Raw genomic sequence first — 22798 nt, forward strand, 5'->3', positions numbered from 1 at the left:
GTATTTCAAAAGTTTTTCCCTTGACCCCGGAACAACCGTTGTGTAGCCACCGGCGAAAAATCCCCTGGGGACGATTTCACGCCAGTGGCTCCAGGCCAGTAATTACGCCACCCAGGGGCATGTTTCCAGAGTTTGCCCACAGAGTTATCCACAGGCTGTGCAGGCGGCTTGTCGGGCGCAAGGCGTGACAATATACCTGTTGACAAAACGGCTCGGCGCCTTGCAAAACACCACCGATCAAAAAACAACCAGCGCGCTGCAAGCCACGGTTTCAAAGGCTCTCAGCCAGCTACTCCCACGTTACCCACAGCCACCTCCACAGCAAACGGGGACAAGTCAAATTGATGACAAAACAATCATTTGCAGCGGTTTCATGTCGCACTTTGGCAGGTTGCCCAGATTGTTTTCCACAATTTCGGATCCAGGCTGTGGACAGACAAAAAAACGCCCCGGATCCGAAGATCACAGGGCGTTTCAGGGTCGCACAAACCTGTAGGAGTCTAATGTCCGCCCAGGTAGGCGTTGCGCACTTCCTCGTTGACCAGCAGCTCCTTGCCGGTGCCACTGAGGCGAATCTCGCCGTTGACCATCACATAGGCCCGGTCCGACAAGCGCAGGGCGTGGTTGGCGTTCTGCTCCACCAGGAAGATGGTCATGCCCGAGGCCGCCAGCTCGCGCAAGGTGGCGAAGATCTGCTTCACCACGATCGGCGCCAGGCCCAGGCTCGGCTCGTCCAGCAACAGCAGCTTGGGCCGGCTCATCAGCGCCCGGGCAATCGCCAGCATCTGCTGCTCGCCGCCGGACATGGTCATGGCCCGCTGGTTACGCCGCTCCTTGAGCCGTGGAAACAACTCGAACATGCGCTGCATGTCCTCGTCGACGAACTTGTCGCCAATGGGGATGGTGCCCATCTGCAGGTTCTCTTCCACGGTCATGTCCGGGAACACCCGGCGGCCTTCCGGCGACTGGGCGATACCGTTGGAGGCAATGTAGTGGGACGACTTGTGGGTAATGTCGACGCCCCGGTAGATGATCTCCCCGGCGGCAGCCCGCGGCTGGCCGAAGATCGACATCAGCAGCGTCGACTTGCCCGCGCCGTTGGAGCCGATCAGGCTGACGGTTTCGCCTTCGTTGATGTGCAACGAGACCTTCTTCAGGGCCTGGATCGGCCCGTAGAACACTTCCAGGTTCTTCAGTTCGAGGATAGGTTGACTCATACCAGTTCCTCTTCATCGGCGCCCAGGTAGGCGGCAATCACTTTCGGATCGTTGCGGATGGCTTCCGGCCCCCCCTCGGCAATCACGTTGCCGTGGTCCAGTACCACGATGTGGTCGGAAATACTCATGACCATGCCCATGTCGTGTTCGATCAGCACCACGGTCAGGTCGTGCTCGTCGCGCAGCAACCGGATCATCGCGCTCAGCGCTTCGGTTTCCTGGGGGTTGAGGCCCGCCGCCGGTTCGTCGAGGCAAATGATCCGCGGCCGCGTGCACATGGCCCGGGCGATTTCCAGGCGGCGTTGCTGGCCGTAGGACAACTCGCCGGCCAGGCGGTTGGCGCAGTCCACCAGGTCGACCACTTCCAGCCAGTAGAACGCGGTGTCCAGGGCGTCGCTTTCAGCCTTGCGGTAGCCCTTGGTATTGAGGATGCCGGAGAGCATGTTGCGGTTGACCCACATGTGCTGGGCCACCAGCAGGTTCTCCAGCACCGACATTTCCTTGAACAGGCGAATGTTCTGGAAGGTCCGGGCCAGGCCCGCACGGTTCACCAGGTGGGTGCCACCGAACATCTTGTAGTAGAGCCGGCTGAAGAAGGTTTTCGGCGAAGCGAAATCCCCCAGGCGAAAGGATTCACCCAGCAGCTGGATCACGTTGGTGCGCTTGTCGCGCACATTCAGTTCGATCTTGCCGCCAGTGGCCTTGTAGAAGCCGGTCAGGCAGTTGAACACCGTGGTCTTGCCCGCGCCGTTGGGGCCGATCAGGGCGAAGATCGAGTTGCGTTTGACTTGCAGGCTGACGTCGCTGAGGGCCTTGATCCCCCCGAAGTGCATCATCAGCTTTTCGACTTTCAGAACGATGTCATTACTCATTGGCCAGTCCCTCCCACCAGGACGCCCTTGCGTGGGGTCACCCCGGTGCGGCTGATGCGGATCAGGCCACGTGGCCGCCAGATCATCATCAACACCATCAATACGCCGAACAGCAATACACGGTATTCGGCGAAACTACGCAGCAGCTCCGGCGCCACGGTCAGTACAAACGCCGCGATCACCACACCGATGGTCGAGCCCATGCCGCCCAACACCACGATGGCGAGGATCAGCGCGGACTCGAAGAAGGTGAAGGAAGTCGGGTTGACGAAACCCTGGTAGGTGGCGAAGAACACCCCCGCCAGACCGGCGGTGGAAGCCCCCAGGGTGAACGCCGAGAGTTTTACCAGCACGTGGTTCAAGCCCATGGCGCGGCAGGCGATCTCGTCTTCACGCAAGGCTTCCCAGGCGCGGCCCACTGGCATGCGGGTCAGGCGATGCTTGATGTAGAGCACGGCCAGTACCACCAGGAACAACACGGTGTAGATGAAATAGAACTTCACGTCCGGGTTGTAGGCGATGCCGAAGAACTCATGGAAGGGAATCCCGCCCTCCTTCGCGCGCTTGCCGAACTCCAGGCCGAAGAAGGTCGGCAGAGGCGCCGGCATCCCGTTCGGACCGCCGGTCAGCGACAGCCAGTTGTTGAGGATCAGGCGGATGATCTCGCCGAAGCCCAGGGTCACGATGGCCAGGTAGTCACCGTGCAGGCGCAGGACCGGGAAGCCGAGGATGCACCCCGCCAGCGCGGCGGTGATGGCAGCCAGCGGCAGGACGGTCCAGAACCCCAGCCCGAGGTATTGATAACCCAGCGCCAGGCCGTAGGCACCGATGGCGTAGAACGCCACGTAGCCCAGGTCGAGCAGGCCGGCGAGGCCCACCACGATGTTCAGGCCCAGGCCGAGCAGGACATAGATCAGACCGAGGATCACCACACCCAGCAGGTAGGAGTTGGCGAAGACCGGGAAGATCACCGCGATCGCGATCATGATCGGGATGATCCAGCGCAGGCGCGACTTGTAGTCCGGCGCCAGCACGTGCACACCGGAACCGGTGCTCTCGAAGCCTTCGAGAATCCGCAGGCCCTTGGGTGTCTGCAGGAACAGGCTGAGGGCAAAACGGCCGAGCATCACAATCGCCACCAGCCAGGCGACGCGGGTCGGTTGCAGGTTGAAGCTGTAGCCCTCCAGGACGACCCCGACGATGGGGCCGAAGACAATCAGTGCAACCAGGCCGGCGAGAATGGCGTCAACCAGGCTTTTCTTGATATCGAGCGATTTTTGAGTGGTTGAGGACATTGCTTACACCTTCGACACAAGAGGACGGCCCAACAGGCCTTGCGGCCGAAAGACCAGTACCAGGACCAGCAGCGAGAAGCTGAAGACGTCCTTGTAATCCGAGTTGACCAGGCCGGAGAACAGCGATTCGGAGATGCCGAGGATGATCCCGCCGAGCATGGCGCCCGGTAGCGAGCCGATGCCGCCGAGCACCGCGGCGGTGAACGCCTTGATGCCGATCACGAAGCCGGCGTAGAAGTCGAAAGTGCCGTAGTTCATGGTGATCAATACACCGGCCAGGGCCGCCATGGCCGCGCCGATGATGAACACATAGGAGATCACCCGGTCGGTGTTGATCCCCAGGATCGAAGCCATCTTGCGGTCTTGCTGGGTCGCGCGACACATGCGGCCCAACTTGGTGTACTTGATGACATAGGTCAAAAGGCCCATGCCGAGGAACGCGGCCACCAGGATAAAGACCTTGGTGTAGGTGAGCTGGACAAAGCCGCTGCCGACATCGACGCGCCAGGCGCCGGTGAGCAGCGTCGGTACGCCCTGTTGCTTGGCGCCCTGGGCGATCTGCGCGTAGTTCTGCAGGATCAGCGAAATCCCGATGGCGCTGATCAGCGGTGCCAGGCGGGTGGAGTTGCGCAGGGGTTTGTAGGCGATACGCTCGATGACCCAGCCATACACCCCGGTGACGATGATGGTGAAGACCAGCGTGCCGAGCATCAGGAGCGGGAAGGATTCAATACCGAAGTAAGCCAGCAGAGCCAGACTGATTGCCGCGAGGTAAGCGGAAATCATGTAAACCTCGCCGTGGGCGAAGTTGATCATGCCGATGATGCCATAGACCATTGTGTAGCCGATGGCGATCAGGCCATAGACCGACCCGAGGGTCAGGCCGTTGACCAGTTGCTGCAGGAAAATACCATCCATAACGCAATCTCACGCATTTGAGAGACTGCACAGAAGCGCACCGCGACGGCCGGGGTTCAGCCACCGTCGCAGCACAGCCATGTGCAGCTCTACGAGAAAAGACAGGTACTGCACGGACACGCTTGGCGACTGGCTGGCGCACGGGGCGCCAGCCGGGTCAGGCCTTCATGTCACTTCTGTTTTTCCAGCTGATGGTATTTGCCGTCTTTGTCCCACTGGTAGACCACGTAGTCGGAGATCTTCAGGTCGCCCTTGGCGTCCCAGGTCTTCTCGCCCATCACGGTCTTGACCGGGTGTGCTTTCAGCCACTTGGCCGCTTCTTCGCCCTTGTTGGACTTGGCGCCGTTGAAAGCCGCGGCCAGGGTCTGTACCGAGGCGTAGGCATAGAGGGTGTAACCTTCCGGCTCGTAGCCCGACTTGCGGAACTGGTCAACGACCGCCTTGCTGTCCGGCAGCAGACGTGGGTCGGCGCCGAAGGTCATGAGTACACCGTCGACGTATTGCGGACCACCGGCAGTGGTCACCAGTTCGTCGGTGACGATACCGTCGTCAGACATGAACTTGACGTCTTTCAAGCCTTCAGTGCGCAGTTGCTTGACCAGCGGACCGGCTTCCGGGTGCAGGCCGCCGAAGTAGACCACGTCGGCACCGGCGGCACGGATCTTGGTCACCAAGGCGCTGAAGTCCTTCTCGCCACGGGTCAGGCCTTCGTAGATAACCGGAGTCACACCGCGCTTGATCAACTGGGCCTTGGTGGCATCCGCCAGGCCTTGCCCATAGGTGTCCTTGTCGTGGATGACCGCGACTTTCTTGCCCTTGAGCACGTCGACGATGTAGTTGCCGGCCACGATGCCCTGCTGGTCGTCACGACCACACATACGGAACATCGCACCCAGACCGCGCTCGGTCACCTGAGGGTTGGTAGAGCCCGGGGTGATCGCGATGATGCCCGCTTCGTCGTAGATCTCCGAAGCCGGGATGGTGGAAGAGGAACAGAAGTGCCCGACGACGCCGGCGACTTTCTGGTTGCTCAGGTCCTTGGCGACCGTTACCGCCTGTTTTGGCTCACAGGCATCATCGCCCTTGACCAGGACGATTTTTTCGCCGTTGACGCCACCGGCCGCGTTGATCGCATCCGCCGCCGCTTGCGCACCTTTCATGTACTGCTCGCCGAAAGAAGCGTTGGCACCGGTCATCGGACCCGCCACGCCGATCTTGACGTCAGCCTGAGCAAACGCAGAAACACCCAACGCAGCAGCCACTGCGAGGGCTACAAAGCCTTTCTTGTAAAACGTCTGGGACATGAGGTGGTGCTCCAAGGTTTTTTTAGTTGGCACTGCGACTTCAATGAATGCTCAGAGCAAGGGGCGTGCCATAGGTTTTTTGTTCTGCAAAAAGTCGCTGTCTTATTGTTTTATGGACTGTTTCGGGCCCTTTTTAACTGGGCGTGCAACCGTCTAAACCGCGGAAGGTGGAACCTTTCAAGAAAAAAGGTGCAACCCAGCGGTGCCACTATTGCAACCATGGCGCCGAAGGGCGTGCAACCACCCTGTAACAACGTGCGTCACCGAAGTGCACACTCGCGGTGCGCGACTGCTACATCGCGCACCATTACAGGCTAGCCGTCTCGAACAAAAGCGCCGTCCGATTCGGCATTTTTTGTTGTTTCAAATGACAATCCGCAGGCACTGGCCCGCGTGATACAGCGAAAAGCCAGCCTCGTAGAGACCACTGCGCAGGCCCACCGCCGGTATCGGCCGCATGGGCGCGAAGGGAATCGGCAGGGCCTGAGGATTTCCGTTACACAGGTAATCGGCGAACGCCTTGCCGACCACCGTCCCCGTGGTCACCCCACGCCCGTTGTAGCCGGTGACTGCCACTAAACCGGGCGCCGGTTCGAACAGGCGCATCAGATGGTCGGGGGTAAAGGCGATACAACCGGTCCAGGTGCATTCCCAGTCGACCTTTTTCAGGTAGGGGAAATAGTGCTGTTGCACGCGGTCGGCCCAGGCCCGCAGGAACCACGCCGGTTTCTGGTTGCCGTTGCCCAGGCTGCCCAGCAACAGGCGACCGTCGGCATCGCGGCGAATGCTGCTGAGCACCTGGCGGGTATCCCAGGAGCCCTGTCCGCCCGGCAGTATCTGCCGCGCGGCTTCTTCGGTCAGCGGGCTGGAGGCGACCTGGTAGTAGTAGCCCGGAAAGAAGTTGCGCCGCAGTTCGGTCCACTCGCCTTCGGTGTAGGCATTGGAAGCCATCACCACCTGTTCGGCGCTGACCGCGCCCTCGGCGGTCTGCACCGACCAACGCTGGCCCTGGCGTTCCAGGCGGGTGGCCGGGGAATGGTCGAACAGCTGCGCCCCCAGCCGCGACGCGGCCTTGGCCAGGCCCGAGGTATAGGCCATGGGATTGAGGGTGCCGGCGCGCCGGTCGAGCAAGGCGGCGCCGATTTTTTGGGTGCCGGTGGCGATTTCGCAATCCTTGCCGGTCAGCAACTCCACCGGTGCGCCACGACGTTTCCACTGCGCTTCACGGCTGCGCAGATCAGCCTCGCCCTTGGCGTTGTGGGCCATGTGCAAGGTGCCTTCGCGGCGCAGCTGGCAATCGATGCCATGCTTGTCCACCAGGCTGAAGACCAGGGCCGGCGCCGCCCCCAACATGCGGTTGAGCTGGCTGCCCACCGCTTCGCCGAAACCGGCCTCGATCTCGTCCGGGGGAATCCACATCCCGGCATTGACCAGCCCCACATTACGACCGGAACCGCCGTGGCCGGTACGATGGGCCTCCAGCACGCAGACGCTCTTGCCTTGCTCACGCAGGTGAATCGCGGCCGAGAGCCCGGTGATACCGGCGCCGATCACGCAGACATCGACCTTCAACTCGCCCTTGAAGGACGGTGCTTCAGGCCGCTGCGGCGTCAGTGTTTCCCATAGACATTCTTCACGTAACGGCATTGCCAGACTCCGAAAATGAAACCCGTCAGTCGAAGGTGATGCCCTGGGCCAGCGGCAATTCCAGCGAGTAGTTCACGGTATTGGTCTGGCGGCGCATGTAACCGCGCCAGGCGTCCGAACCCGACTCGCGACCACCACCGGTTTCCTTCTCGCCGCCAAAGGCGCCGCCGATCTCCGCACCGCTCGGGCCGATGTTGACGTTGGCAATGCCGCAGTCGCTGCCCACCGCCGACATGAACTGCTCGGCCTCGCGCACATCGGTGGTGAAGATGCACGAAGACAGGCCTTGTGGCACCGCATTGTTCAAACGCAGGGCTTCGGCGAACTCCGTGTAACCGATCACGTAGAGAATCGGGGCAAAGGTTTCGTGGCAGACCACTTCGCTCTGCTCCGGCATCTCGACGATGGCCGGCGACACGTAATAGGCATTCGGGAATTTGTCCTGCAACTGGCGCTCGCCGCCGAACACCCGGCCGCCTTCGCTCAGGGCCTGCTCCAGGGCGTCCTGCATGTTCTCGAAGCTTTGCTTGTCGATCAGCGGGCCGACCAGGTTGCCTTCCAGCGGATGACCGATACGGACCTTGGAATAGGCCGCTTTCAAACGGGTGACGATTTCCGCCTTGACCGATTCATGGGCAATCAGACGCCGCAAGCTGGTGCAGCGCTGGCCGGCGGTGCCAACGGCGCTGAACAGAATCGCCCGTACGGCCATGTCCAGGTCGGCGCTTGGGCCGAGGATCATGGCGTTGTTACCGCCCAGTTCGAGAATGCTGCGGGCAAAGCGCGCGGCCACTTTCGGCGCCACTTCGCGGCCCATGCGGGTGCTGCCGGTAGCGCTGATCAGCGCCACACGCGGGTCATCGACCAGGGCGGCACCGGCGTCGCGGCCACCGATGATCACCTGGCTCAGGTACTCGGGCGCATCGCTGAAGTTTTTCAGTACGCGCTCGAACAGGGCCTGGCAGGCCAGCGCGGTCAGCGGGGTCTTTTCCGAAGGTTTCCAGATCACCGAGTTGCCGCACACCAGCGCCAGGGTGGTGTTCCAGGCCCAGACCGCGACCGGGAAGTTGAAGGCGCTGATCACGCCGACCACACCCAGGGGATGCCAGGACTCACGCATATGGTGGCCCGGACGCTCGGAGGCGATGGTCAAGCCGTACAGCTGGCGCGACAGGCCCACGGCGAAGTCGCAGATATCGATCATTTCCTGCACTTCACCCAGGCCTTCCTGGGTGATCTTGCCGGCTTCCCAGGAAACCAGCTCACCGAGGTCGGCCTTGAATTCGCGCAGCACTTCACCGAACTGGCGCACCAGCTCGCCACGGCGCGGCGCCGGCACCTTGCGCCAGGCGTCGAAGGCGTGCTCGGCACGGCTGACCTGCTGCTCGACCTCAGCCGCGCCCTCCCAGTTCACGCCGGCGATGCGGCTGCCGTCGATGGGCGAATGCACGGGCTGTTTGCCCTGTTGATACAGCGCCGGGTCCACACCAAGACGATCAAGCAATGCGGCAACCATGGGGGTCACTCCTGTAGGCGAAAAACGGAAAGCTTCAGTCGAAAACAACACGACGATTCAGACCTTCAGTTGTAGCGGCCTTCAGCTTTGCCAACAAACGACGATTAGGCGAGATATCATTCCATTTATTCATGCAGCGCAAGACAGAAGAAAAAGGCCCGTCCATGCTGAATAAAAGATACCTGCCTTCGATCACGGCCCTGCAATGTTTCGAAGCCGTCACCCGCCACCTGAGCTTCACCCGCGCGGCAGAAGAGCTGAACCTGACCCAGAGTGCCGTGAGCAAACAGGTCGCGCAGCTGGAAGAACTGTTGCAGCACCTGCTGTTTCGCCGGGTACGGCGACGCCTGCAACTGACGCCGGCCGGGGATCTGTACCTGGTGGAAGTCCGAAAAATCCTGACACAGGTGGAGATGTCGACCCACTACCTGCGTTCCTACGGCGGTGAAACCGAAGTCCTGCGGGTGTCCACACCCTCGACCTTCGGCGCCCGCTGGCTGGTGCCGCGGCTCAAGGGCTGGCGCCTGCGTCACCCGCATATCCACCTGGACCTGTGCAACGAACAGGAAGCCGACGACCTGCTGCAGGGCCGCAGCGACCTGGCGTTCTATTTCGGCCAGGGTTCGCGGCCGGGCACCGAGTGCGTGAAGCTGTTCGGTGAAGAGCTGGTGGCGGTGTGCGCGCCGGGCTGCCTGCCGGAGAAGCCCTTCAGCGATCCGACGCAGTTGAGCGAGCTGGTCCTGCTGCAGAACGCCTCGCGGCCCCAGGCCTGGCACGACTGGTTCGACAGCCAGGGGTATCACACCGAACACAGTTACCACGGGCCGCGTTTCGAGACCTTCTATATGTGTATCCGGGCAGCCCAGGTCGGCTGCGGCGTAGCCTTGCTGCCCAGGTTCCTGGTGGAGGAGGAACTGATGGAGGGCAAGCTGGTGCTCGCCTGGCCCCATGCGATGCCCAACCACGACGCCTATTACCTGGCCTACCCGGAGCATTCGGCGGAGGTGCCGAAGGTGCGGGATTTTGTCAGTTGGATGCTGGAGCAGATCGACAGTCCCGTGCAACCTTGAGGGTATTGCGCTGCCCTCTCGGGCCTCTTCGCGGGCAAGCTCCGCTCCCACAGTCTCGAGTCGTACCTGAGTTCTGCGCACGACCGGGAACCTGTGGGAGCGGAGCTTGCCCGCGAAGAGGCGGCACCCGCAACAAAAATCGCTGGTAAAACCGCCAACGGATATGCGCCACTAGCGGTCTTCATTCAAGAACTGCCAGGACGCCGCTGTAACGCGCGACCGGCATGGAGATACCCGTTATGAGCGATAAGGCCTTTGGCGATCGCATTGTGCAGAACCTGCTGGACACCGACTTCTACAAGCTGACCATGATGCAGGCGGTGCTGCACAACTACCCCAACGTCGAAGTCGAATGGGATTTCCGCTGCCGCAACAGTGAAGACCTGCGCCCGTACCTGGCGGAAATCCGCTACCAGGTCGAACGCCTCGCCGAACTGAGCCTGAGTGCCGACCAGCTGGGTTTCCTGGAACGCATCAGCTTCCTCAAGCCGGACTTCCTGCGCTTCCTCGGCCTGTTCCGCTTCAACCTGCGCTATATCCACACCGGGATCGAGAACGGCGAGCTGTTTATCCGCCTGCGCGGCCCGTGGCTGCATGTGATCCTGTTCGAAGTGCCGCTGCTGGCCATCGTCAGCGAAGTGCGCAACCGCTACCGCTACCAGGAAACCCTGCTGAGCCAGGCCCGCGAACAGCTGTACCGCAAGTTCGACTGGCTGAACGCCAATGCCTCCCCCGATGAACTGGCGGAACTGCAGGTCGCCGACTTCGGCACCCGCCGGCGCTTCTCCTACCGGGTCCAGGAAGAAGTGGTCAGCGTGCTCAAGCACGACTTCCCCGGACGCTTCGTCGGCACCAGCAACGTGCACCTGGCCCGCGAATTCGACATGAAGCCCCTGGGCACCATGGCCCACGAGTGGATCATGGCCCACCAGCAACTCGGTCCACGGCTGATCGACAGCCAGATCGCCGCGCTCGACTGCTGGGTCCGCGAGTACCGCGGCCTGCTCGGCATCGCCCTGACCGATTGCATCACCACCGATGCCTTCCTCACGGACTTCGACCTGTACTTCGCCAAGCTCTTCGACGGTTTGCGCCATGATTCCGGCGACCCGGTGATCTGGGCCGAAAAATGCATCAATCGTTATCACCAGCTGGGTATCGACCCGATGAGCAAGACCCTGGTGTTTTCCGACAGCCTCAGCCTGCCCAAGGCCCTGGGGATATTTCGCGCGCTACGCGGTCGGATCAATGTCAGCTTCGGCATCGGCACCAACCTCACCTGCGACATCGAAGGGGTGGAACCGATGAGCATCGTGCTTAAAATGACTGCCTGCAATGGCCAACCCGTGGCGAAGATCTCCGACGAGCCGGGCAAGGCCCAGTGCAAGGACCCGAATTTCGTGGCCTACCTGCGCCATGTGTTCCAGGTCCCCGGCTAGAAACTCGTCCAGTGGTACCGATCAACCTGTTCCAGACCCCATCCCGCAAGGAGTGAATCATGCAAGCCGTACAGCGCCAAATTGCTGAACAGCTCAAGGTCCAGCCACCGTTCGCCGACCAGGCCGCCCTCGAAGCCGAAGTCGCGCGACGGGTCACCTTTATCCAGGATTGCCTGCTGAACTCCGGGCTCAAGACCCTGGTGCTGGGTATCAGCGGCGGTGTCGACTCATTGACCGCCGGCCTGCTGGCCCAACGCGCCATGCGTGAACTGCGCGAACGTACCGGCAACCTGGATTACCGCTTCATTGCGGTGCGCCTGCCGTACGAAACCCAGTTCGACGAACATGAAGCCCAGGCCTCGGTGGACTTTATCGCCCCCGACGAACGCCACACGGTGAATATCGGCCCGGCGGTCAAATCCCTGGCTGGCGAAGTCGCCGCCTTCGAAGGCAAGGCCGCCGTGTCGCGGGACTTCGTCCTTGGCAATACCAAGGCGCGCATGCGCATGGTCGCGCAGTACACCATCGCCGGCGCCGCCCATGGCCTGGTGATCGGCACCGACCACGCGGCGGAAGCGGTGATGGGGTTCTTCACCAAGTTCGGTGACGGCGCCTGCGACCTGGCGCCGTTGAGCGGCCTGGTGAAAAACCAGGTCCGGGCCATCGCCCGGCACTTCGGCGCGCCGGAGTTCCTGGTGGAGAAAATCCCCACCGCCGACCTCGAGGACCTGGCACCGGGCAAGCCCGACGAAGCCTCCCACGGCGTGACCTATGCCGAGATCGACGCCTTCCTGCACGGCGAGCCGGTGCGCCAGGAAGCTTTCGACATCATTTGTCGGACGTACGAAAAAACCCATCACAAGCGTGAGATGCCATTTGCGCCGTGATTTATTCGGCGGGAATGTCGTAGGAATCGTCTATTTTTCCGCCTAGCACTTGAGGCAACATCGGTCACTGGGCAGTCTTCGCCGCATCTTGTTGTTGGCAGGGCCCCACCCGATGTTGCTCAATCGCAAATACCCCAAGTTGCACGCGCAACCCGTGTTCCGGCACCCCTGGTTTTTTCCGCTGCTCGGCGCGCTCGGGGTGGTCTGCTGGGTTGCCACCGCCGCCAGTACGCCGGACAAGCAGGCGGCCGGCCAGCCCAGCGCCGCGCATTTTCTGCTGATCGCCCAGATGCCGGCGCAAATCGCCTTGCGCGCCAATGCGCACTACATCCCGCAAGCCAACCAGACCGGCTGCCCCTATCAACCGCCGGTGCTGCATTTCAATACCGCCCTCGCCGACACGCCCCGCAGCTCCGACTTCAAGGTGCCCCTGGGCTACGAATTGCCTGACTGCAAACTGTATCTGAGTGAAGTGGACTTCGAGACCGAGGCGTTCTACGGACCTGACAACCTGAACCGCAGCATCACCCATGGCGGCTCGATTGCCGTGCGCGACAACCTGCGGCCGGGGGTGTCGGGCTTTCCGAGTTCGGGAGAGAAACAGTATGAGGGCTTGTGCGATTGGGAGATTACCGACCCCGACGCCCTCTTCGGGCCGGGCCAGGTACTCACCTGCCATGCGCTGGACGATCAGGGGCGGGTGATCGGCGGCAATCGCAAACCCTCCAGGCTCGGCGGAACCCTGAGCCTGGAGGACCTGCAAGGCAAACGTATTCGCCTGAATCTCAAGATGAAGGATCAACCCTGACCGCTGGAGCCAGGGTTGCGGCACGGGTTACTTGACCGCGAGCTTGCCCTTCATGATCGAGTTGTGGCCCGGGAACGAGCAGAAGAACTCGTAGTCCTCACCAGCGGTCAGTTTTGACACGTCGAAGGTGACCGAGTCTTTTTCACCGGCACCGATGATCTTGGTGTGGGCGATGATGCGGGTGTCGCCGTCTTTCAGGTAGTTCTTGTCGATCCCGGCACCCATGCCTTCAGACGCGATCGCGGCCATGTCGGAGGCCTTGCTCAGTACCCAGTTATGGCCCATGACGTTCTTCGGCAGGCTGCCGGAATGGCTCAGGTTCACGGTAAAGGTCTTGCAGCTCTTGTCGATGTTGATTTCCTTGACGGTGTAGGACATCTGATCGGTGGAGTCGACATCGACCTTACATTCGGCGGCAAGCAACTGGCCACTGGCGAGGGCCAGCAGGGATACCGCAACAACTTTGGCGAACATGGTGAATCTCCAAGGCAGGGTATGAAAATCAAGGGCTCAAATGGGGAGAATAACCAAAATATGGCTCAGTTCTCCTGATCTGCATCAACAGATTGTATACAATCCTATGCTATCGCTTCGATGGATACAATCAACCAGCCAGACGAACTGGCGCCCTCTAACATTAGGACGTTCTCAGCCAACGGAGCGTCTACCATGTCAATTAACAGCCTGTTGCAAAGCTTGCTCGCCGCTTACGCCTGCGGGGCCAGCGGTACCTTTGAAAGGCCGTCGCGCGAGGTTTAATCCTTGGAGAGTCGCCTGCCAGCCTTTACTCTGGGGTCAGCCTGTCGCGAAAAACCATTGTTTCGTGTGCTGCGCCACGAACACAGGCAGAATACGCGCCGCTCAACCTCACCTTCGACCCCAGAGGATCGCCCATGGCCAAACCCAATTACTCCTTTGCCAAACGTCAACGCGACCTGGCCAAAGAGCAGAAGAAAGAGGAAAAGCTGCAGCGCAAGAAAACCACCGCCGAAGAAGAGGCCGCGGCCTTGTTGAACCCCGAAGCGGAAGGCGAAGAAACCGAGGCACAGGATCCGACCCCGAACGCCTGATTGCACCGGGCTCTGCTCCTACAGATTCAGGGCGTACGCAAAACCCGCGCTCGACGCCAAACTGTAGGAGCCGGGCTTGCCCGCGAAAAGGCCCTCAAAACCGCCAAAAGCTTCGCGAGCAAGCTCTGCTCCCACAGGTTCCGTAGCGTTTTCGAAGTCATATCCGGCTTAGCTGACCGACCGCCCCACATCCCCCATCGGCATCACCGTCACCTGGACTTCCGGGTCATGGTTGCCGCCCCCCAGAATCACCCCGCGCAACGGCGACACATCGGAGAAATCCCGGCCCCAGGCCAGGGTGATGTGCTCCAGGGCCGGCTGCACATTGTTGGTCGGATCGAAATCCACCCAGCCCGACACCGGACAGAACACCGACACCCAGGCATGGGAGGCATCGGCACCGATCAGCCGCGGCTGGCCGGGCGGTGGCTGGGTCAGCAGGTAGCCGCTGACATAACGCGCCGCCAGGCCCCGCGAGCGCAGGCAGGCGAGCATCAGGTGGGCGAAGTCCTGGCAGACCCCGCGCCGCCGCTCCAGCACCTCCACCAGCGGCGTGGCGACCTGGGTCGCCTCGGCATCGAAGGTGAACTCGCTGAAAATCTTCTCCATCAACGCCTGGACACCCACCAGCAACGGACGCCCGAGCGGGAAACAGCTCTCGGAAAACTCGACGAAGCTTTTCTTCAGATGCACGTAGGGCGATTCGAAACGATAACGGCAGGCTTCGAGAGTTTCCGGATTCAATACCTGGCCGCTGTAGGTCAGGGCGTTGCGTGTGTCATCCCAGGCGGCGGACAAATTGAAGTCCACCGCCGGCCGCGCCAGCACCTCGACATTCAGCCAGGCATTGACCAGCAACTCGTCATGGGGCCGCTCGAACGCCAGCCGGGTCAAGGGATTGCCGAACACATCGAGCTCATCCCGGCGGCTGGTGGGCTCGGGGCTGATCTTCAACATCTGCTCGCTGCACACTTGCCAGTCACAAGCCCGCGGCCACAGGTGGGCGAGTTGCTGGGCCAGGGACACCGGGCTGTCGTAGTGATAGTGGGTATCGTGGAAAATCTGGTAGAGGGCACTCATCACACGGACACCGTCTGCTGGCTGACATCGTCGACATGGGCAAAATGCCGCAAGGCCAGGCGATCGGAGACCTGGCCGCTGGCATCGGCGACTTCCTGCAACAGCTCGGCCAGGCCGTCGAGCACATCGCGCACGCCGGTCTCGCCGAACAAGGCGCCTTCCAGGTTGCCGAGATCGAAACGCCCCAGGCGCTCGACCAACTGGTTCAGCCCCAACTCCCGTGGGACGCCGAAGTCATCGTTCAAACGGCGCAAGGTGCGGCTCACCAGTTTCAGCTGGAACAGCACCGCATGGGGGTTCTGCTCATCCAGCAGCAAAAGGTCGAGCACCGGGATCAGTTGCGGCACCGCCAGATAGCGCGAGCGATAGGTGATGCTGCTGTTGCCCAGCTCCAGCAACCACTCCAGCCCGGCCTGATCGAACACCGCGATGCCGCGCAGGAAGGCCGCCAGGCTGCTGCTGAGAAACTGCAGGCGCTCGATGCGCCGACCGATCATCAGGAAACGCCAGCCCTCGTCGCGGGTCATATCGTCCAGGGCAAAACCGGACAAGGCCGCCAGGGACATGACCAGGCGGTTGAGGAAGTCCAGCAGCTCGCCGAAGTTCGGGTCTTCGCTTTCCAGGCTCAGGGCTTCGCGCTGCAACTCCACCAGCGCCTGCCAGTTTTCCCGCGACAGCTTGCCGCGCACCTGGGACGCCGCCCACTGCAAGCGCTGCAAGTTGGAGCGCAGGCTGAACGGCCAGTCGTCGCCGAGCAGGGCCGCCAGCAGGCGCTCGGGCAATTCGCCCTCGTCCGGCAGCAGCATCAGGCTTTCGCCAAGCTCCACCGCCGCCTGCAGGGCCTGGGGATCATCGCCGTCGACATAACGCGCCAGCATGATCCGCAACAACCGCGCGCTGTCATCACAACGCTCACAGTAGCGGCCGAACCAGAACAGGTTTTCCACCACCCGCGACGGCAGATAGGGATCGCGTCGCACCAGGTCACGGACCCCAAGGGAACGCTGGGTGCGCCATTGCTCACCGCTGGGCGTGCGTTCGCTGAGCACCCAGGTGTCCTTGCTCGCACCGCCGCGCTGCATCGACACCACCTCGGCGTCAGCGTCGGCAGCCACCCGCGTCAGGCCACCGGGCAACACCCGATAACCCTCGGCGCTGGCAACAGCGTACACGCGCATGCCGATAGCCCTCGGTTGCAAGGCACCCTCCTCGGCTTGCCAGATCGGCGCCTGGGACAACTGCGCCAACTCCTGGGCGACATAGGCGTAAGGCCGTGCGCGTATGCGCTCGGCCAGGGCCTGGCGCTGCTCGTCATCGAGGTCGCGGCCGAACACCGGGACAAAACTCTGGGACGGGAACGCCGGCTTGATCAACAGCTCAGGCAGTTTTTCCAGGGCCTGGGCCAGCACCGGCGGCTCACCGCACCACCAGGTGGCAATGGACGGCAGGATCAGTTCTTCACCGAACAGGTGCTGGTTGATTTTCGGCAGGAAGCCCAGCAGACCGGGGGACTCCAGCACGCCGCTGCCCAGGGCATTGGCCACCAGCACCCGGCCCTGGCGCACCGCCTCCATCAGGCCGGGCACGCCGAGGGCCGAGTCGGTGCGCAGCTCCAGCGGATCGCAGAAGTCGTCGTCGAGCCGGCGCATGATCGCGTGCACCCGCTGCAAGCCGCTCAAAGTCTTGAGGTAGACCGTGGCGTCGCGCACCGTCAGGTCGCCGCCTTCCACCAGCGGATAGCCCAGTTGGCGCGCCAGGTAGAGGTGTTCGAAATAGCTTTCGTTGAAACGTCCCGGGGTCAGCAACACTACCAGCGGCGCCTCGGCATCGCTCGGCGCCTGGCGTACCAGGGTTTCCTGCAGGGTGCGGAAGAACCCGGCCAGGTGATGTACCCGCAAGTCGCGGTAAAGATCGGGAAAGGCCCGCGACACGATGGTGCGGTTTTCCAGGGCATAACCGGCCCCGGAGGGCGCCTGGGTCCGATCCGCCGTGACCCACCAGCGACCGTCCGGCGTGCGCGCCAGGTCCACGGCGAACATGTGCAGGAAGGTCCCCGCCGGTGGCTGGATGCCCTGGCACGGCCAGAGGAAATTGTTGTGGCCGAAGACCAGCTCGGCGGGCAGCAGGCCGTCGCGAATCAGGGTTTGCGGGCCATAGAGATCGGCCAGCACCGCGTTCAACAGTCGCGCGCGCTGGGCAATGCCCGCCGCCACCCGCTGCCATTCGTCAGCGGGGATGATATGCGGCAACAGATCGAGCTCCCAGGGCCGGTCGGCGCCCTTGGGGTCGGCATAGACGTTGTAGGTCACGCCGTTTTCCTGGATCTGCCGGGCCAACAAGGCCTGGCGCTGAGCCAGTTGTACGGGCGTGCTGCGTTGCAGCTGGTCGATCAGCGGCCGCCAATGCGCACGCACGGCGCCGCCGTCGTCCAGCAGTTCGTGATAGGTCCCCGGTGTCAGCGGGTAGCGGTCAAGCAGGTCGGGCATGGAAAGCTCGGCAGACGGCAAGGGCAATCAAGGTTAACGCAGACAGATGGCGCACGGATACGCGAAAACTCCGTGCGCCCTGTCAGATTTATGTGTGTCGCAAGTCCAATGTCATCGGCAGTTCGTCGTTGATCTTCAACGTCGGAACCGGCAGCGTGCCAGGACTGTGGCCGAGGCGGAAGAACCGCGCCATGCGCCGGCTTTCCGCTTCGTTGGCGTTCACCGGCAAGGTCTCATAGTTGCGCCCGCCCGGGTGGGCGACATGGTACTGGCAACCGCCCAGGGAGCGATGCATCCAGGTGTCGAGCAGGTCGAACACCAACGGCGCATGGACCGGGATGGTCGGTTGCAGGCAGTTGGCCGGTTGCCAGGCGCGATAACGCACGCCGGCGACAAATTCGCCGACCCGCCCGGTGGGTTGCAGCGGGACCGCCACGCCGTTGCAGGTCAGCAGATAGCGTTGCGGCGCCAGGCCGCTCAACTTGACCTGCAGGCGCTCCAGGGACGAATCCACATAACGCACCGTGCCGCCGACCGCGCCCTCCTCACCCAGCACATGCCAGGGTTCGAGGGCCTGGCGCACTTCCAGCTCGATGCCGTTGACCGCGTAATCGCCGACTTTCGGGAAACGGAACTCCAGGTGTGCGGCGAACCACTCGGCGCGCAGGGGATAACCGGCGGCGTTGAGATCGACAATCACATCGGCGAAGTCCTGTTCGATAAAGTGCGGCAACAGGAAGCGGTCGTGCAGTTCGGTGCCCCAGCGCGCCAGCTTGGGCGGTGCATAGGGCTCGCGCCAGAACCGCGCCACCAGCGCCCGCAGCAGCAGTTGCTGGGTCAGGCTCATGCGCGCGTGGGGCGGCATTTCAAAGGCGCGCAGTTCCAGCAGGCCCAGGCGGCCCGTCGCACCATCCGGCGAATAGAGCTTGTCGATGCAGAACTCGGCACGGTGGGTGTTGCCGGTCACGTCGATCAGCAGGTTGCGCAACAGCCGATCCACCAACCAGGGCGGGCATTCCTCACCCGGTTGCGGCATCTGGGCGAAGGCGATTTCCAGTTCGTACAGCGAGTCGTTGCGCGCTTCGTCCACCCGTGGTGCCTGGGAGGTCGGGCCGATAAACAGTCCGGAGAACAGGTAGGACAGCGACGGGTGATTGTGCCAATAGCTGATCAGGCTGCGCAGCAGGTCGGGACGGCGCAGGAACGGCGAGTCCGCCGGCGTGGCGCCGCCGAGAACAAAATGGTTGCCGCCGCCGGTGCCGGTATGGCGCCCGTCGATCATGAATTTCTCGGTGGTCAGGCGGGTCTGGCGCGCCTCCTCATAGAGGAACTCGGTGCGTTCCACCAACTCGTCCCAGGTGGCGGACGGCTGTACATTGACCTCGATCACGCCCGGGTCCGGGGTGATCCGGAAGTTTGCCAGACGCGCATCGTGGGGTGGCTCGTAGCCTTCCAGCAACACCGGGCAATGCAGCTCCTCGGCGGTGGCCTCAATGGCGCTGACCAACTCCAGATAGTCTTCGACCCGCTCCAGCGGTGGCATGAACAGGTACAGGCGCCCGCCCCGGGCTTCGGCGCACAAGGCGGTGCGGGTCAGCCAGGCGGCGGACTCGTCGATCTTCGGCACCCGCTCTTCGCTGACCACGGGCTCGCCGTGGACCTTGAGGGCGGCGGTGTCCGGCAACTCGGGCAGATCCTGGTTCGGATCGGTCGGGTGCACGAAGGGATATTCCGCCGCCGTCACCCAAGGCTGGGACGCCAGCGGCAGGCGATAACCCAGCGGCGAATCCCCCGGTACCAGCCGGCAATGGCTGTCCCGCAGGTACCAGCGCCCGCTCTGCCAATGGTCATTGGCGGCGGTGCGGGCCAGCGGCAGCACCTGGCCGATGACCTTGTCCAGGCCCTGGGAGAACACCTTGCGCAGCCGCGCGCGCTCCAGCTCGTCATCCAGTCGTGGGTCCGTGGCCGTGACGTTGATCGGCAACTGCCCCTCGCGCCACAGGTAGTAGAAATTATCCTCGTAGGCCGGGAACACGAAGCGGCTCGGCAGTTTCAGACGCTCGGCAACACTCGCCAGGAAACGCCCGGCCATTTCGCCGTCGGCACCGTAATCTTCCTGCTCATCGGCGATCAGTGCGTCGTTATGCCAGATCGGCACGCCATCGCGGCGCCAGTAGCTGTTGAGCGACCAGCGCGGCAGCTGTTCGCCCGGATACCACTTGCCCTGGCCGAAATGCACCAGGCCTTGCGGGGCATACCGCTTGCGCATGCGCTGGAACAGTTCGGCGGACAGCCGGCGTTTGTCCGGGCCCAGGGCGGCGGTGTTCCACTCGGCGCCGTCGGGATCGTCGATGGAGACGAAGGTCGGCTCGCCGCCCATGGTCAGGCGCACATCACCTTCGAGCAGATCGGCATCAATTTGTCGGCCCAGGGCCTGGATCGCCAGCCATTGCTCCTCGGTGTAGGGCTTGGTGACGCGCGGCGCCTCCCAGATCCGCTCCACCGACATTTCATGGCTGAACTCGCACTCGCAAGGTTCCACCAGGCCACTGATTGGCGCCGCTGACGACGGATCGGGACTACAGGCCAACGGAATATGCCCTTCCCCGGCGAACAGCCCGGAAGTGGCGTCCAGGCCGATCCAGCCGGCACCCGGCAGATAGACTTCGCACCAGGCGTGCAGGTCGGTGAAGTCGACCTCGGTGCCGGATGGGCCGTCGAGGGCTTTCACATCGGCGGTGAGCTGGATCAGGTAGCCGGAGACAAAACGCGCCGCCAGCCCCAGGTGACGCAGCAGTTGCACCAACAACCAGGCCGAGTCGCGGCAGGAGCCGGAGGCGTTGACGAGGGTCTGCTCGGGCGTCTGCACGCCCGGCTCCATGCGGATCAGGTAGCCGATGTCTTCGCTCAGGCGCTGGTTGAGGGCCACGAGGAAGTCCACGCTGGGCAACGGCGTGCGGTCGATGCCGTCCAGGTAGGCCTGGAACTTGGGCGTCAGCGGCAGCTTTTCCAGATAGGGCGACAGCTCGTGCTTTTCATCGGCGGCGTAGGTGAACGGGATTTTCTCGGCGTAGGGCTCGAGGAAAAAGTCGAACGGGTTGAACACCGCCATCTCGGCGACCAGGTCGACCTCGATACGCAGTTCCGTGGTTTTTTCCGGGAACACCAGCCGCGCCAGGTAGTTGCCCTGGGGGTCCTGTTGCCAGTTGATGAAATGCTGCTCGGGCTGGACCTTCAGCGCATAGGACAAAATCCGCGTGCGACTGTGGGCCGCCGGACGCAGGCGAACGATCTGCGGACCGAGCTCGATGGCGCGTTCATAGCGGTAATGCGTGACATGGTGCAATACGACATGGATCGACACGGCGTGCCTCCTGCGAGCCTGGGCTTATACCTGTGCGCGCAAGACTTATGCCACTTGGCCAAGTCCTGCGCTTTCGGCGTGAGTCGTGCTCGCTCAGCTAAGCACAGCACCAGAATGGCGCCAGCTTGAGGGCGTAGTGCAGAGAGTCGCACAGAAACGGGGCGAATGGTCGAACGACGTTCTCAGCGTGGTTTGCGCCGGGCCTTCAGGGCATTTTTCAGGGCTTCGCGTTGGTGGCGAATATCGACGAGCTTGCTGCGCATTTCGCGGTGGCGCTTGCTGTTGAGCAGCAGCAGGCCAATAAGCGGTGCAAAGACAGCCAATCCGTAAATGACTCGATGAGGGTGAGACTCGATGGTCGGCAACACACTCAAAAAACAAAGCGCGAATAACAGAACCAGTCCCCGAACCCATTGAGGACGACCGCGTACAATCATGAAATTGCAGTGAACCACCACCAATGCCAGTGCCACGACCGCGATAAACATGCCGGTCGCCTGCTCGCCTAACGAGGAGTCAGGGAAAAAGTGGTCACCCACCAGCGGCACGCCACAGGAGACGGAGATCAACGCCGCAAAAATCCCGCCGATGAAGGTGGGGAAGTAGTGTGCCAAGAAACGCGGCAGGCTCAGATCTTCCATTATTCCTCGATCTCCTCGTAAAGCCCGACGGCGATGGTTTTCACGTTGCCGGACAAGGCGCTGCCAGTCAGTCCAATGGCGGCCCCCAGGGAGTCCTTGATCTGGGTCACTGTGGCATGTTTGATCTCCGTGGGCGTGAAACGCTTGGGCAACTCGCCGGCCAGCTGTTTCAACTTGAGCATTTTCGGGGTCAGCCTGGGATCGTTGATACTCAACAGTTCCTTGGTCAACTTCGAACGCTCCTGACGGTTAAGCCCGCGCAGCACCTCACGAACGGTCTTGCCGGTGGTGGCCTTGGTCATGCGTACCAGCTTGAGGGTCGTCAGGGATGATGCCCCAACCCCCATCAACGAAGCAGCATCCAGGGCTATCGAGGTGTACTGATACCAGGCCTCGCTATCCAGATTGTCATTGCGCGCAGGATTGACCGCTTCGTTGACCGTTCGGTATCCCCCGATGGCGCATTGCGCGGTACTGGCGACGGCTGCGGTGTAGCCAATGGCAACCACCACCGAACTGGCCCCGGCCGAAAAGGGAACCGCCACCGAGCCACTCAACACCACCACCCAGCCGATCACCGCCCCCGCGCAGGACAAGGTGGTATTGATCGCTTCTCCGACCAGACGCGACTCACGGGGATTGTCCTGCACCTGCTGGGCAAACTGCACCGGCGCGATGTACTTCTGCGCCTCGCGCAGGATGATGCGCTTGGGCTGGATACTGCAGATCGGCTGGAATTCGCGCAGGGTGACGACGTTGAAGTCGGCGTCGATATAGACCACGCCGGCCCCGACGATGCCAGGGTCGGCATCAATCGCCGCAAAGAGCTTCGGCAGGTTGATCTGGCTTTCGATGCGTTGGCGGGCGAGGAATTGCGAGGGGCTGGAATCCATGCCGATGCCAGGGAGCGGGTTGCTCATGCAGTGTTCATCCTTGAATCGAGCGCTGGGAAATTCGCCGCACCTTAGCAAACGGAACAGGTCTCCGATAGAAACCAAAACGCCAGCACCAAGCTAACGCCCGGCTTTCAACGAGGACTTCGAAACTCGCGACGCTCTCCTGAGGGCTCGCAGGTTGACGTAGAGAAATCCGCTGACAAGGTCGAGGCATATTCCATATGGGCGCGATGATATTCTTACGGCCTTCACGATAAAGGTGGGCAACGATGGTCGGCTCAGGAACCT

The 22798-nt window shown here is 62.3% G+C and carries 18 protein-coding genes; 5 read left to right on the forward strand and 13 right to left on the reverse strand.

Translation table 11 applies throughout. From position 1 onward, the window contains the following. Positions 1 to 500: 500 nt before the first annotated feature. The 7 genes from M5C56_RS08955 to M5C56_RS08985 all read right to left on the reverse strand — a co-directional run bounded on the left by M5C56_RS08955 (position 501) and on the right by M5C56_RS08985 (position 8769). Entirely contained in the window at positions 501 to 1217 is a 717-nt protein-coding gene (locus M5C56_RS08955; protein ID WP_100939676.1) for an ABC transporter ATP-binding protein, read from the reverse strand. Beyond that, on the reverse strand, positions 1214 to 2089 hold the full coding sequence (locus tag M5C56_RS08960) for an ATP-binding cassette domain-containing protein (RefSeq protein ID WP_103495675.1): 876 nt from the start codon (positions 2087 to 2089) through the stop codon (positions 1214 to 1216). The genes M5C56_RS08955 and M5C56_RS08960 overlap by 4 nt, the downstream gene beginning before the upstream one ends. Next, positions 2086 to 3384 (reverse strand): high-affinity branched-chain amino acid ABC transporter permease LivM, encoded by a 1299-nt coding sequence (gene livM / locus M5C56_RS08965; RefSeq protein WP_103495674.1) that lies wholly within the window; start codon positions 3382 to 3384, stop codon positions 2086 to 2088. Before livM ends, M5C56_RS08960 begins: the two co-directional genes overlap by 4 nt. 3 nt (positions 3385 to 3387) lie before the next feature. Further along, on the reverse strand, positions 3388 to 4302 hold the full coding sequence (locus M5C56_RS08970; RefSeq protein ID WP_103495673.1) for a branched-chain amino acid ABC transporter permease LivH: 915 nt from the start codon (positions 4300 to 4302) through the stop codon (positions 3388 to 3390). A 170-nt stretch (positions 4303 to 4472) separates the two neighbouring features. Beyond that, positions 4473 to 5606 carry a branched-chain amino acid ABC transporter substrate-binding protein gene (locus tag M5C56_RS08975; protein WP_103495672.1) on the reverse strand — a complete coding sequence of 378 codons (1134 nt, stop codon included), beginning with the start codon at positions 5604 to 5606 and terminating at the stop codon, positions 4473 to 4475. 363 nt (positions 5607 to 5969) lie between these two features. Further along, positions 5970 to 7253, reverse strand: coding sequence for an FAD-binding oxidoreductase (locus M5C56_RS08980; protein WP_103495671.1), 1284 nt, complete (start codon positions 7251 to 7253; stop codon positions 5970 to 5972). A 25-nt stretch (positions 7254 to 7278) separates the two neighbouring features. Next, complete coding sequence (locus M5C56_RS08985; RefSeq protein ID WP_103495670.1) at positions 7279 to 8769, reverse strand: aldehyde dehydrogenase family protein; 1491 nt, start codon at positions 8767 to 8769, stop codon at positions 7279 to 7281. 164 nt (positions 8770 to 8933) lie between these two features. Here M5C56_RS08985 and M5C56_RS08990 point away from each other — a divergent pair, with 164 nt between their 5' ends. The 4 genes from M5C56_RS08990 to M5C56_RS09005 all read left to right on the forward strand — a co-directional run bounded on the left by M5C56_RS08990 (position 8934) and on the right by M5C56_RS09005 (position 12973). Further along, positions 8934 to 9839, forward strand: coding sequence for a LysR family transcriptional regulator (locus M5C56_RS08990; RefSeq protein ID WP_103495683.1), 906 nt, complete (start codon positions 8934 to 8936; stop codon positions 9837 to 9839). A 239-nt stretch (positions 9840 to 10078) separates the two neighbouring features. Then, positions 10079 to 11278, forward strand: a complete 1200-nt coding sequence (gene pncB / locus M5C56_RS08995) for a nicotinate phosphoribosyltransferase (protein WP_103495669.1) — start codon at positions 10079 to 10081, stop codon at positions 11276 to 11278. A 59-nt stretch (positions 11279 to 11337) separates the two neighbouring features. Next, on the forward strand, positions 11338 to 12165 hold the full coding sequence (gene nadE, locus M5C56_RS09000) for an ammonia-dependent NAD(+) synthetase (protein WP_103495668.1): 828 nt from the start codon (positions 11338 to 11340) through the stop codon (positions 12163 to 12165). Positions 12166 to 12277: 112 nt separating this feature from the next. Then, a complete protein-coding gene (locus M5C56_RS09005) occupies positions 12278 to 12973 on the forward strand; it encodes a hypothetical protein (RefSeq protein ID WP_103495667.1) in 696 nt (231 codons plus the stop codon). 27 nt (positions 12974 to 13000) lie between these two features. Here the strand turns inward: M5C56_RS09005 and azu are convergent, their stop codons facing one another. After that, the gene (gene azu / locus M5C56_RS09010) at positions 13001 to 13447 is read right to left on the reverse strand and encodes an azurin (RefSeq protein WP_103495666.1); all 447 of its coding nucleotides are present in this window, start codon (positions 13445 to 13447) and stop codon (positions 13001 to 13003) included. A 419-nt stretch (positions 13448 to 13866) separates the two neighbouring features. On the opposite strand from azu, the gene M5C56_RS09015 reads away from it, so the two are divergent. Beyond that, complete coding sequence (locus M5C56_RS09015) at positions 13867 to 14043, forward strand: hypothetical protein (RefSeq protein WP_177144542.1); 177 nt, start codon at positions 13867 to 13869, stop codon at positions 14041 to 14043. 168 nt (positions 14044 to 14211) lie between these two features. Here the strand turns inward: M5C56_RS09015 and M5C56_RS09020 are convergent, their stop codons facing one another. The 5 genes from M5C56_RS09020 to M5C56_RS09040 all read right to left on the reverse strand — a co-directional run bounded on the left by M5C56_RS09020 (position 14212) and on the right by M5C56_RS09040 (position 22534). After that, a complete protein-coding gene (locus M5C56_RS09020) occupies positions 14212 to 15123 on the reverse strand; it encodes a transglutaminase family protein (protein WP_103495665.1) in 912 nt (303 codons plus the stop codon). After that, positions 15123 to 17609, reverse strand: coding sequence for a circularly permuted type 2 ATP-grasp protein (locus M5C56_RS09025; RefSeq protein WP_103495664.1), 2487 nt, complete (start codon positions 17607 to 17609; stop codon positions 15123 to 15125). The genes M5C56_RS09020 and M5C56_RS09025 overlap by 1 nt, the downstream gene beginning before the upstream one ends. Positions 17610 to 17697: 88 nt before the next feature. Further along, positions 17698 to 20973, reverse strand: coding sequence for a transglutaminase family protein (locus M5C56_RS09030; protein ID WP_103495663.1), 3276 nt, complete (start codon positions 20971 to 20973; stop codon positions 17698 to 17700). Between the two features lie 182 nt (positions 20974 to 21155). Next, positions 21156 to 21614 carry a hypothetical protein gene (locus tag M5C56_RS09035; RefSeq protein WP_103495662.1) on the reverse strand — a complete coding sequence of 153 codons (459 nt, stop codon included), beginning with the start codon at positions 21612 to 21614 and terminating at the stop codon, positions 21156 to 21158. Beyond that, entirely contained in the window at positions 21614 to 22534 is a 921-nt protein-coding gene (locus tag M5C56_RS09040) for an NAD synthetase (RefSeq protein ID WP_103495661.1), read from the reverse strand. The genes M5C56_RS09035 and M5C56_RS09040 overlap by 1 nt, the downstream gene beginning before the upstream one ends. Positions 22535 to 22798: the final 264 nt, after the last annotated feature.

Origin of the sequence: Pseudomonas sp. MWU13-2862, assembly GCF_023242495.1 — a bacterium.
GTDB classification, from domain to species: Bacteria; Pseudomonadota; Gammaproteobacteria; order Pseudomonadales; family Pseudomonadaceae; genus Aquipseudomonas; species Aquipseudomonas gingeri_D.